Source organism: uncultured Tateyamaria sp., assembly GCF_947503465.1.
Taxonomy (GTDB): domain Bacteria; phylum Pseudomonadota; class Alphaproteobacteria; order Rhodobacterales; family Rhodobacteraceae; genus Tateyamaria.
Genome location: NZ_CANNDN010000001.1, coordinates 1,291,369 through 1,303,237 on the forward strand (window position 1 = coordinate 1,291,369; position 11,869 = coordinate 1,303,237).

11 protein-coding genes are annotated in these 11,869 nt (G+C 64.0%); 5 read left to right on the top strand and 6 right to left on the bottom strand.

What is annotated here, in order from left to right; all coding sequences use genetic code 11:
* Positions 1-33: 33 nt before the first annotated feature.
* From Q0844_RS06635 to Q0844_RS06655, 5 genes are all read left to right on the top strand, one after another.
* Positions 34-204, top strand: a complete 171-nt coding sequence (locus Q0844_RS06635; protein WP_299043226.1) for a hypothetical protein — start codon at positions 34-36, stop codon at positions 202-204.
* A gap of 16 nt (positions 205-220) precedes the next feature.
* A complete protein-coding gene (locus tag Q0844_RS06640) occupies positions 221-676 on the top strand; it encodes an urease accessory protein UreE (RefSeq protein ID WP_299043229.1) in 456 nt (151 codons plus the stop codon).
* Positions 673-1,302 carry an urease accessory UreF family protein gene (locus Q0844_RS06645; protein WP_299043231.1) on the top strand — a complete coding sequence of 210 codons (630 nt, stop codon included), beginning with the start codon at positions 673-675 and terminating at the stop codon, positions 1,300-1,302. The genes Q0844_RS06640 and Q0844_RS06645 overlap by 4 nt, the downstream gene beginning before the upstream one ends.
* Positions 1,299-1,925: an urease accessory protein UreG gene (gene ureG, locus Q0844_RS06650; RefSeq protein WP_299043233.1), complete on the top strand. Its 627-nt coding sequence runs from the start codon at positions 1,299-1,301 to the stop codon at positions 1,923-1,925. The genes Q0844_RS06645 and ureG overlap by 4 nt, the downstream gene beginning before the upstream one ends.
* A gap of 277 nt (positions 1,926-2,202) precedes the next feature.
* Entirely contained in the window at positions 2,203-3,747 is a 1,545-nt protein-coding gene (locus Q0844_RS06655) for a trimethylamine methyltransferase family protein (protein WP_299043234.1), read from the top strand.
* A gap of 95 nt (positions 3,748-3,842) precedes the next feature.
* On the opposite strand, the gene Q0844_RS06660 is transcribed toward Q0844_RS06655, so the two are convergent.
* From Q0844_RS06660 to Q0844_RS06685, 6 genes are all read right to left on the bottom strand, one after another.
* Positions 3,843-5,168 (bottom strand): FAD-binding oxidoreductase, encoded by a 1,326-nt coding sequence (locus Q0844_RS06660; RefSeq protein ID WP_299043236.1) that lies wholly within the window; start codon positions 5,166-5,168, stop codon positions 3,843-3,845.
* Positions 5,165-6,652 (bottom strand): aldehyde dehydrogenase, encoded by a 1,488-nt coding sequence (locus Q0844_RS06665; RefSeq protein ID WP_299043237.1) that lies wholly within the window; start codon positions 6,650-6,652, stop codon positions 5,165-5,167. Before Q0844_RS06665 ends, Q0844_RS06660 begins: the two co-directional genes overlap by 4 nt.
* 3 nt (positions 6,653-6,655) lie before the next feature.
* Positions 6,656-7,561, bottom strand: coding sequence for a dihydrodipicolinate synthase family protein (locus tag Q0844_RS06670; RefSeq protein WP_299045227.1), 906 nt, complete (start codon positions 7,559-7,561; stop codon positions 6,656-6,658).
* Positions 7,562-7,698: 137 nt separating this feature from the next.
* Positions 7,699-9,936, bottom strand: coding sequence for a molybdopterin cofactor-binding domain-containing protein (locus Q0844_RS06675; RefSeq protein ID WP_299043238.1), 2,238 nt, complete (start codon positions 9,934-9,936; stop codon positions 7,699-7,701).
* Positions 9,937-9,938: 2 nt separating this feature from the next.
* The gene (locus Q0844_RS06680) at positions 9,939-10,397 is read right to left on the bottom strand and encodes a (2Fe-2S)-binding protein (RefSeq protein ID WP_299043239.1); all 459 of its coding nucleotides are present in this window, start codon (positions 10,395-10,397) and stop codon (positions 9,939-9,941) included.
* Between the two features lie 163 nt (positions 10,398-10,560).
* Positions 10,561-11,673 carry an S-(hydroxymethyl)glutathione dehydrogenase/class III alcohol dehydrogenase gene (locus Q0844_RS06685; RefSeq protein WP_299045228.1) on the bottom strand — a complete coding sequence of 371 codons (1,113 nt, stop codon included), beginning with the start codon at positions 11,671-11,673 and terminating at the stop codon, positions 10,561-10,563.
* Positions 11,674-11,869: the final 196 nt, after the last annotated feature.

Sequence of the window (11,869 nt, forward strand, 5' to 3'; positions counted from 1 at the left end):
ACCTGTTCAAAGGAGCAACAAAACAGGTGTCCCATGACCCTTTCGCAGCGGCTCGCCGCTTTCCTCACCGCGATCAGCGCACCCCACGGTGCGATGGCACAGACCCAGGCCATCTACGCCCTGACGGACGCAGAACTGAAAGCGCGGGGCCTCAAGCACCGCGACGCCGCGTGGCACCTGATTGCCAACGGGGACTGGTCCTAGGCGCGGGGGTCGCCCCATGCTGACCGCCCAAAACTACCACAGTCACACTCACGGTCAGGTCAGCGATCATGTATCGCTGACCTACGAGGACCGGTTCCTGCGCCGCAAGGTGCTGACGCTCGCCTCCGGCGCGCAACTGCTCGTGGACCTGCCGCAGACAACATCGCTCGATCAAGGCGGTGCCCTGATCACCACGGACAAGACCGAAATCCGCATCGACGCCGCGCCCGAGCCATTGCTCGAAGTCACCGGCGACGCGCTGCACCGCATCGCCTGGCATATCGGCAACCGCCACACGCCCTGCCAGATCGAGGCCAACCGCCTGCTGATCCAGCGCGATCACGTGATGGCCGACATGCTGGCCAGGATCGGGGCAACGACGCGCGAGGTGGTGGAGCCTTTCACCCCCGAAGGCGGTGCTTACGGCCATGGCCGCACCCACGGCCACGACCACTCTCGCAGCCACACATGACCGCCTCGCTGACCCTCATGCAATGGCTCTCCCCCGCCTTTCCGGTTGGGGCCTTCGCCTATTCGCACGGGTTGGAACAGGTGATCGCCGACGGCACGGTGCAGGATGCGCGCAGCCTGCAAGACTACCTTGAAGCCCTTGTGACACAGGGGTCAGGCCGCGCCGACGCGATCCTGCTGGCCGCGGCATATGCGACCGACGATTTGGGCCATGTCGATGCCACCGCCCGCGCCTTTGCCGCCAGCGCAGAGCGGCTCAGGGAAACCGACCTGCAAGGGGCGGCCTTCTGCAACACGGCCCGTGCCGTCTGGGGGCTGGACCTGCACGGCCTCACCTATCCCGTTGCCGTCGGGGCGGCGGCCCGCGCCATGGACATCCCGCTTGGCAACACGCTCCCGCTCTACCTGCATGCCTTTGCATCCAACCTCGTCTCGGTCGCGCAACGCGCCCTGCCGCTTGGTCAAACGGACGGTCAGACGGTCCTCGCCGCGCTCGCCCCCGCCATTGCAGACACCGCAGGCGCGGCACAAACCACCCCGCTCGACGCGCTCACCTCTACCAGCTTTGCCGCCGACATCGCGGCCATGCGCCACGAAACCCTGCAACCAAGGATCTTTCGCACATGACCCAACTCAACGGCCCCCTCCGCATCGGCATCGGCGGTCCCGTGGGGGCAGGCAAGACCACGCTTACCGCCGCCCTCGCAACCGCCTTGAAAGACCAGCATTCCATCGGCGTGATCACCAATGACATCTACACGCAAGAGGATGCCGAGGAATTGATGCGCCGCCAGATCCTGCCGCAAAACCGGATCATCGGGGTCGAAACCGGCGGCTGCCCGCATACCGCCATCCGCGAGGATGCGTCGATCAACCTGGCCGCCGTGGCCGAGATGCGGGCGCGCCACCCCGAGGTCGAGGCGATCCTGATTGAATCGGGGGGCGACAACCTGTCAGCCACCTTCTCGCCGGAACTGGCCGACATCACCCTGTACGTGATCGACACCGCTGCGGGCGAGGAAATTCCCCGCAAGGGCGGGCCGGCCATCACCAAATCCGATCTGCTGATCATCAACAAGACCGACCTCGCCCCCCATGTGGGCGCGTCATTGGACGTGATGGAACGGGATGCGAAAAAGATGCGCGGGATGCGCCCCTTTGTCTTTGCCGCGCTGCGCCATGGCACCGGCGTCGACGACATCATCGGGCACATCCGCGCCCTGTCCGGGCTGGGCCTGACACCCGCCTGAGCGCGCGCCAGGGGGTGTCGGCGCACAGTGTGCGTTTCGGCGGGTTAAAATTTCCGGAACCCAGCGGTCGCTGGCAAAGCCCTTGATCCCGCGCCTGTTTCGCACACCCCTTGAGATTGCGTAAACGCGCCGAACACCTTGTCCCCGCGGGGACAAACCCGCCTGTCCCCGCGGGGACAGCCGAAAAACGTCGCTCGCAGGCCAATCCCTTCGCCTTTTGACCCACCTTGCCGTCGCCCGAGACGTTCACTCGGGGCAGGTTTCAAGGGAGGTCCAGATGCCCGCACTCCGCACCCGGTCCGGCGGCCGCGCCAGCCGCCGCGCCCTGCGCGCGGCCCCCAATGTCGCGATGCTGCCGGGGCTGAAAAACACCCTGCCCTGGTGCGAGATCATGGATGGCAGCCAGGTCGAACGGATCGACGCGGCGTCGATGGACATCCTCGAAAACGTCGGTGTCGTGTTTCGCGACGACATCGCATTGGCGGACTGGAACGCCGCCGGGGCCAAGGTCGACGACGACACCGTGTATCTGGACCGGGGGCTGGTGCGCGAGTTGATTGCGACGATCCCGTCGGACTTCACCTACCACGCCCGCGACCCGCGCAAGAACGTCCGCTTGGGCGGGCGGCACAGCATCTTCGTGCCCATGACCGGCGCGCCCTATCTGCGTGACCTTGACGATGTGCGCCGCAATCCGACGCTCGATGATCTGGCGATGTTTCACAAGCTGAGCCACATGATGCCCAGCCTGCATTCGTCCGCCCACCACATCGTCGAACCCTATGATCACCCGATCAGCCAGCGGCATCTGCGGATCACCTACTCGTCCATGAAGCACTCGGACAAGACGTTCATGGGCATGACTACCAGCCCCAGGAATGCCGAGGATGTGCTGGACATGTGCGCGATCCTGTTCGGCGCTGACTTCATGGAGGACCATCCGGTCACCACCGGCAATTGCAACGGCAACTCGCCCCTTGTATGGGACGAAACGATGCTGGGCGCGATGCGTGCCTTTTCCAAGCGCAATCAACCGGTTCTGTGCTCGCCCTTCGTGCTGGGCGGGGCCAACACCCCCGCATCCGTCGCGGCATCGGTCGCGCAATTGAATGCCGAGGCGCTATCGGCGCTGGCCTATACGCAAGTGATCCGGCGCGGGTGCCCGGCCATCTACGGCCACTACCTGTCCACCGTGTCGATGAAGTCGGGCGCGCCCATGGCGGGGACGCCCGAGATTTCGATGATGAACTTCATGATCGGCCAGATGGCGCGGTTCTATGGCGTGCCCTGGCGCACGTCGAACACGCTGGGCGGGGCCAAGACCTTTGATGCCCAAGCCGGGTACGAAAGCGCCACCACGCTGTCGGCCGTGATGCACGCGGGCGCGAATTACATCTGGCATTCGGCGGGCTGGAACGAGGCGGGCATGCACTGTTCGACCGCCAAGTTCATTGTCGATGCCGAGCAATGCGCGATGGCGTACCGCATGGCCGAAGGGGTGAATTGGGACGACTTTGACACTGCTCTGGCGGCCGTGCCCGATGTGGGGCCCGGCGGGCACTATCTGGGTCACCCTCACACGCAGGAGAATTTTCAGACCGCGTTCTTCATGCCGGAACTGTTCGACAACAATTCGATCGAGCAATGGCAGGCCGAGGGCGGCAAGGAGATTACCGAACGGGCGCTGACCCATGCACGGTCCCTTTTGGCAAGCTATGAGGAACCGACACTGGAGGCAGGTGTGAACGAGGCCCTTCTGGAGTACATCGCGCGGCGCGAGCGCGAAATCCCGGCCGCAGATGCGTTGAACCAGACCTATTGAGGTGCCGTCTGGGGATAAGTAAAGAGCTCCGCTGCTAGGGTTAAAGCGACAGCGCTACACCTGTGCACAACCTGAGCAATCAGGTGGAAGAAAGACTACTCCTTGCCCGCGCGCCACTCTTTCCAGCGCAGATACGCATTTGCGCCGACGCTGGCAAATGGTTGCGGTGGCAGGCGTTTGGGTGTGGCCTCTGCCTCGAAATAGTCTGTGATTCCAGACGGTTGGCCACAGCATCTGTCTGCGGCGGCAATCCCTGTCAATGTCCCGCGCGCTGTGCCCAGGCCGTTCTGGACACAGGCGCTGAACACGCCCTGCTCGATCTCGCGCGCGTGGGCCACGCCGTTCAGGGTCAGGCACAGATGACCGCCCCAGACATAGTCCTGTCGCGCGCGGGCCAGGTGCGGAAACCGCAGGGCGAAGGCGCGTGCATGCGCGCGTGCCGCGCGCGCCATGTCCCGTTCGGTTGGCCGCATTCCGGGCCGCACAACCGCGCAATTGCGGGTCACGATCCGGTGCCCGCCCTGCGCCGTATCGATGCGACGCACGGTCGTGCCCATGGGATCGGACGGGGTCACGCCCCAGCGCGATGCGCCGCCGATGGCGCTCGGGTCCAGCGCCTGGGTCATCGAGGCAAACAGGAACAGCTGTACCAACCGCCCCCTTGCGACCCCAAAGCTTTCCAGATGCCCGTTCACGGCCAGAATGACATTGCCGGTGCTCACGGCGCCTTTCGGGGTTTTCAGCACCCAATCCGTCCCCGAGCGCGAGAAGCTGAGCACCGGGCTGCGGTCATGGATATTTGCAGTCCTGGCAAGCCCCGTCGCCAAACCGCGCACATAGCCCGCAGGCTGCAACATCACGGTGCCCGGGGTATACAGACCCGACCGGTAGTGCGCCGACCCCGTCAGCTGCTGCATCGCGGTGGCATCCAGCCATTCACAGGCTTCGCCCATATCCTGCAAGTGCTTGGCGTAGCTTCGATTATGGGCCTCTCCCCCGTCCGTAGCGGCCCCGTTGACCTTGCCAGCCGGATCGAAGTAGTCGGGCGAAATCCCGTAGTCCTGCACCGCTGCGCGCGCAAATGCGATCGCCTGGCGATTGAGGCCCGTCAGCACGTGATCATCACCGCCGCCCGCGTAATCCTCGGATGCGAGATCATGCGGCAAATCGATCATGAAACCCGAATTGCGCCCAGCCGCACCGTCGGCCACCCGCCACGCATCCAGCACCACGACACGGGCCTGCGGCCAATGCTGCATCACGCGGCGTGCCGCAGACAGGCCCGCAAACCCGGCCCCGACAACGGTCACATCCGCAGTCACGTGATCCTCCAGCCGAGAGAAATCCGGGCCAGGCCCGATAATCTCTGCCCAGGCAGCAGGGCCCCGGTGCCGTGGCAGGCGCCGAGCGAAATAGGTCACTCGACGGCCTCGTCCGCGTCATCGGCAAGATCAAGCCAGATGGTTTTCAGCTGCGTGTATTGATCGTGCGCCTGCAGCCCGTTGTCGCGCCCGCCAAAGCCCGACATCTTCATCCCGCCAAAGGGCGTCGCGATGTCGCCTTCGCCATAGCTGTTGACCGTAACCGTGCCCGCCCGCAGCGTCCGCGCGCCCCGCATGGCGCGCTTGGCATTTGCGGTGAACAGTGACGCGCACAGCCCATAGGCCGTGTCATTGGCAACCGACATCGCCTCGTCAAACGAGCGGATGGTGATGACGGACAATACCGGGCCAAAAATCTCGTCCTTGGCCAATATGTTGTCAGGCGATGTTGCCACGACGGTTGGAGAAACAAACGGTTTGTCCACAGTTCCGCCCACAAGGATGTCCCCAGCGTTGTCCACATACCCACACACTTTGTCAAAATGCGCACCACTGACCAGCGCGCCCTGCCGGGTTTCAGGATCAAGCGGGTCGCCCACAGGCAGATGGCGCATATGCGCTTCGATCCGTTTCAGCAGGTCCTCTCGCACATCCTCGTGCACGATCAGACGCGAGATGGCGGAACAGTTTTCGCCCATGTTCCAGAATGCGCCATTCACGACATGCTGGGCCACACGGTCCAGGTTTTCGGCATCCTCCATGACGATGCACGGGTTCTTGCCCCCCATCTCAAGCACGACCTCTTTGGCATTGGAGTCAGCGGCATAGTGCAGAAATTTCATCCCCGTTTCGGTCGAGCCCGTGAAGCTGACCATGTCGATATCCATATGCCGCCCGATGGGTTCACCCACATCGGGGCCATGGCCGGGCACCACGTTCAGCACGCCGCGCGGCACCCCGGCTTCCATCGCCAGTTCCGCCATGCGCAACGCGGTCAGCGCGGTTTCCTCTGCAGGTTTCAGAACCACCGAACAGCCAGAGGCCAGCGCGGGCCCGATCTTCCACGCCATCATCAACAGCGGGAAGTTCCACGGCAGCACCAGCCCCACGACGCCGACGGGTTCCCGCAGGATCATCGCGATGTGGTCATCCGAGGCGGGCGCGACGGAATCGTAAATCTTGTCAATCGCCTCGGCGTGCCATTTGATGCAATGGATCGCTTCGGGGATGTCCACGGTTTCGCAATCATGGATGGTCTTGCCGCTGTCGATGCTTTCCAACACAGCCAGTTCACGGGCGTTGCGGGTCATCAGCTTGCACAGGCGGATCAACACATCCTTGCGGTCGGACGGATGCCGGCGGGACCAGCGGCCATCGTCGAAGGCCGCGCGCGCCTTAGTGACGGCAAGGTCCACGTCCTGTGCGGCGCAGGCGGCCACCTGCGCGATCACGTCGCCGGTGGCCGGATTGATCGTATCAAAAGTCTTGCCCGATGCGGCAGGCCGGAACGCACCATCGATAAACGCGTTGGTCGCCGGTGTCAGAGAGGCGGCAATGGCTTTGTACTCTTCGGTCGTCAGCATCGCTCAACCCTCCTGTTCGATCTGCGCAATTGTGGTTTTCAGCACCCGGATCACCTGTTCCAGGCCGCGTTTGTCATCCTTGTTCAACGCCTTGAGCGGCGGCCTGATCGCGCCGGTATCAATGCCCTGATGGGTCACACCGTACTTGATGCATTGTACGAACTTGCCCCCCTGTTCGAGGACACGCATCAGCGGCATCATGGCGGACATGATGCGGCGGCCCTTGTCGAAGTCCCCTTCGACCCGGCAGGCGCGCCAGAGGGCGATATGTTCGTCGGGCAGGAAGTTCGACCCGCCGCAGACCCAACTGCGGGCACCCCAGGCAAAGAATTCAAGCGCCTGGTCGTCCATGCCGCAGGACATCTGGATATGGGGGTAGTCGCGGGCCAGAAGGTGGACGCGGTTGATGTCGCCCGAGCTTTCCTTGATCGCGCAGAAGTTGCGGGACCGGCCCACGCGGTCGAGGAATTCGCAACCCATGTTCACGCCCATGCGGCCAGGGTAGTTGTACAGCATGATGGGCAGGTCGGCGGCGGCATCGAGGCTGAGCGCATTGAGGGCATTCTCGCGCTCGGTCGGGACGGCGTATGGCGGCGTGGCGACCAGAAGGGCATCGGCGCCCATGGCCTTGCCGCCCATGGCAAGCGCCATCATGTCGGCGGGCAGCATCGCACCGGTCCCCATGATGACCGGGACCCGTCCGTTTACGATGTCAATCGTCTCTTGGGCGACGGCCAGCCGTTCCTTGACCGTCATGGCATAGTTTTCGCCGGTCGATCCGCCCGAGATCACGCCATGCACACCGGCGCCGATCAGCCGGTCCAGCACGTCGCGCAAGGCCCCGAAATCGGGGGAATAGTCCGCGCTGAACGGGGTCACCACAGGGGTATAGATCCCGTCGAAAACCATGCGTGGTGCCATGTATGGACCTCCCTGTCCGCGTGCTTTGGGCACTTTAGCGGCAGGACCGGTCCGGAATCAGCACAGAAACGGCATGGTCGGGTCGTGTGGGGGCAAGTGCGCCCTGCCCCCGGTTCCGCGACGCGTCAGACGAAATCGATATGGCGCATCATCGGCATCTCGCGCACCCGCTGTCCCGTGGCCGCAAAGATCGCATTGGACAGGGCCGCGGCGGCAGGCGGCACCATGGGTTCCCCCATCCCGCGCACGGTGTCGCCGTTCTCGAGGCCGCGCACGATGATCTCCGGTGCCTGGCTGAGCCGCATGCCTTCGAAATCGTAGAAATTGCGCTGTTGGGCCATGCCGTCGGAGATGGTGATTTCCGAGTTCATCGCGTGGCCCAGCGCCCAGACGATGCCGCCCTGCACCATGTTTTCAAAATTGATCGGGTCAATCACGCGGCCCACTTCAGCGGCGACCCAGACCTTGTCGATCCTGATCGCGCCGTCCACGCGGGTGACCTCGACAACCTCGGCCGTGGGCACGCCGAATGACATGCAGAACGCAACGCCACGGCCCTTGTTCGGTCCGGGGGCATTGCCCCAACCCGACATTTCGGCCACCGCCTCCAGCGTTTTGCGCGATGGGTCGTGCCAGCACAGGCGCAACCGTTCTTCCATGGGATCGGCCCCTGCGGCGTGGATCAGTTCGTCGAGGAAGACGTCGTGGAAGAACCCGTTGGTCGATGCCCCGACCGACCGCCAGCTGGACACGGGCGCAAGTTCGGGCGCGCGGTACCCTGTCACGCGGTAATTCGGGATTTGCATGGGCTGTTCCCACGCCCCCGCAACGATCTGCAAGTCGGGCCCCGGCGTCGGCAAGCCCTGCCGGCCCATTTGACTTGCGATCACCGACGGCATGGCAATGCCCAGATCAAAGGCTTCAACCTGGCCGTCCCTGACCGCGCCGCGCCCGCGCGCCATCGCGATCTGGCGGGTGTCGTTCTGGATCGTGTCTTCCTCGCGGCTATAGGTCAGCTTGACCGGCGTGCCTTTGATTTGCATCGCGATTTCAGTGGCTTCACGCACAACGCGGTCTTCGAGCCGGTGCCCGAAGCTGCCGCCCATCATCAGCACGTGCACAAAGACCTGATCGGCATCCAGCCCAGTCAGCTTGGCGACATTTGTCTGCACAAAGCGCGGGATCTGGGTGCCCGTCCACACGTCGGCCCGGTCAGTCGTGACCTGCACAACGGCCGAAATCGGCTCGAGCGGTGCGTGGGCCAGATAGGGGGCGCGGTATTCGGCCTCGATGATGTCGGCCCCGTCGAGGGCGGCGTCCACATCGCCGTCATCGCGAAAGCGGCTGTCCTGCTGGTCGCTGTTGAAGCTGTCGGACAGGGCCTGCCAATGGTCCTCCTGCTCGGCCGGGTAAGTGGCCGGTCCCCAGTCGACATCGATGGCGTTCACGGCCTGAATGGCGCGCCATGTATTGTCGGCGACGGCGGCGACGCCATCCTTGACCTGTACGATGTCGATCACGCCGCGCATGCCACGCGCGGCGGCATCGTCAAAGCCGTTCATCATGCCGCGACGCGGGCTGGTGCGCACCGAGGCATGCACCATGCCCTCCATCTCGAAGTCGATCCCGTAGGCTTGGGTGCCCGTTGACTTTGCAACGATATCAACGCGCTCCATCTCTTTTCCGACAAGGCGCCAGGTCGATGGATCGCGGAGCGTGACATCGTTGACCGGATCGAGTGTCGCAGCCGTTGCAGCCAGTTCGGTGTAGGCCAGCGCGCCGCCCCCCGGCAGGATCACCGCGCCTTTTTCGGTGCGCAGGTCCGCGATATCGGCCCCTGTTTGCTGTGCGGCGGCGGCTTTCAGCGTCTCGCGCGCGACCGCCCCGGCCAGGCGTAGCTTTTCGAAGCTGTCGGGCACGGTGGTCGAGCCGCCGGTGATCTGCATACCCATGAACTTCATCATGGCATCCATGATCCCGCGCGTCGAATTCGCGGCAAAACCGTCATCGGTCGAACGGAAGGGGGCGGCTTCGGCGCTGAGCGCGGTATTGTAATAGGCGGGGTCCGGCATGCCGGGATCAATGCGCACCTGATCCAGTTCGACATCCAGTTCCTCGGCGATCAGGGCCGCCTGCACATGATAGGCCCCCTGCCCGCTGTCCGCGCGCGGCGTGATCAGGGTGATGCCGGCGCTGTCGATCTTGACGTAGGGTGTCAGCGCCGCCTCCCCCTCTGACAGATCGTCCAGCAGCGGGTTCGACACGGGGCGTTGATAGGCGTAGTAGCCAAAGGCCACCCCACCCAGCACGGCGGCGGAACCGACAAGAAACGTGCGGCGCGCGATTTTTCCGATGCGGCTCATGCTCAGGCCTCCTGCAACTTGGTTGCGGCCGTCTTGACGGCGGCGCGGATGCGGCTGTAGGTGCCGCAGCGGCACAGGTTGCCATTCATGGCATCATCAATGTCGGCGTCCGTGGGCGACGGGTTATAGGCAAGAAGTGCGGCGGCCTGCATCATCTGCCCGGACTGGCAATAGCCGCATTGCGCCACCTGATGTTCCACCCAGGCCGCTTGCACCGCGTGCATGGCGTCCGGCGTACCCAGACCTTCGATCGTCGTGACATCGCCCCAGACATCGGCCGCCGCCGTTTGGCAGGACCGAACGGCTTCGCCGTCGATATGCACGGTGCAGGCCCCGCATTGGGCCACGCCGCAGCCATATTTGACACCTTTGATGTTCAATTCGTCTCGCAGAACCCAAAGCAGCGGCATGTCGTCTTCGACATCCACCTCGTGTTCTGTTCCGTTGACCGTGAGTTTCATGGCGCGCTCCTGAAAAGGTCCCGTTACCACTTAAGATAGGCCCAGAGGCGCGCGCGGGAAACCTGCAGATCGCGCCAATGGGCTGGAAATCCGCGCCACGGCAAACGGAAACAGCGATCCCTGAAGGATCGCCGCGTGACCGTTTGTCAGGGACAGGCGTGTCTCAGAATTCGACGACCGCCCGGATCGACTTGCCCTCGTGCATCAGGTCAAAGCCGTGGTTGATCTCGTCCAGGGTCAGCTTGTGGGTGATCATGGGGTCGATCTCGATCTTGCCGTCCATGTACCAATCCACGATCTTGGGCACATCCGTCCGCCCCTTGGCTCCACCGAAGGCGGTGCCGCGCCAGACGCGGCCGGTGACCAGCTGGAAGGGCCGGGTCGATATTTCGGCGCCCGCCGGGGCCACCCCGATGATGATGGACTCGCCCCATCCCTTGTGCGCGGCCTCGAGCGCGGTCCGCATCACGTCCACGTTGCCGGTGGCGTCAAAGGTGTAGTCGGCCCCGCCATTGGTCAATTCGACCAGGTGAGCCACCATGTCGCCGTCAACCTTGGAGGGGTTGACGAAGTCGGTCATCCCGAAATGTTCGGCCATCTCGACCTTGCTGTCATTGAGGTCGACGCCGACGATCTGGTCGCAACCGGCCAGCTTGAGCCCCTGGATCACGTTCAGACCGATGCCGCCCAGACCGAAGACGATGGCGCGGCTGCCGATCTCGACCTTGGCGGTGTTGATGACGGCACCAATGCCCGTGGTGACGCCGCAGCCGATGTAGCAGATCTTGTCAAACGGGGCGTCCTTGCGGACCTTGGCCAGTGCAATCTCGGGCACGACGGTGTGGTTGGCGAAGGTGGAACAGCCCATGTAGTGGTGGATCGGCGTGCCATCGAGCATGGAAAAGCGGGTCGAGCCGTCGGGCAGCAGGCCTTGGCCTTGGGTCGCGCGCACCTTCTGGCACAGGTTCGTTTTGGGGTTCAGGCAGTATTCGCATTCGCGGCATTCGGGCGTGTAAAGCGGGATGACGTGGTCGCCCACGTCGAGCGTGGTGACCCCTTCGCCCACTTCGATCACCACGCCTGCGCCCTCGTGGCCGAGGATGGCAGGGAAGATCCCTTCGGGGTCGGCGCCGGAGCGGGTGAATTCATCTGTATGGCACAGGCCGGTGGCCTTGATCTCGACCAGCACTTCGCCGGCGCGCGGGCCATCGAGGTTTACCTCCATGATTTCAAGGGGCTTGCCAGCTTCCAAAGCGACAGCGGCGCGGGTTCTCATCATGGTTTGTCCTCCCGGAATGTGTTTGGCCGCATGTGAGACCGGGCGAGACGGGTCTGTCAAATGGAAAGGGGCGGCGCTGGCAGCAGATCGTCCCCGTCCGGGAGGATTTTGGGGGGGTACGGAAGACCAGCGCACCAGCTGGAATGTCTCTGGGATCAGAAACATCCTCGGGGGGTGGGCCAACAGGCCTGGG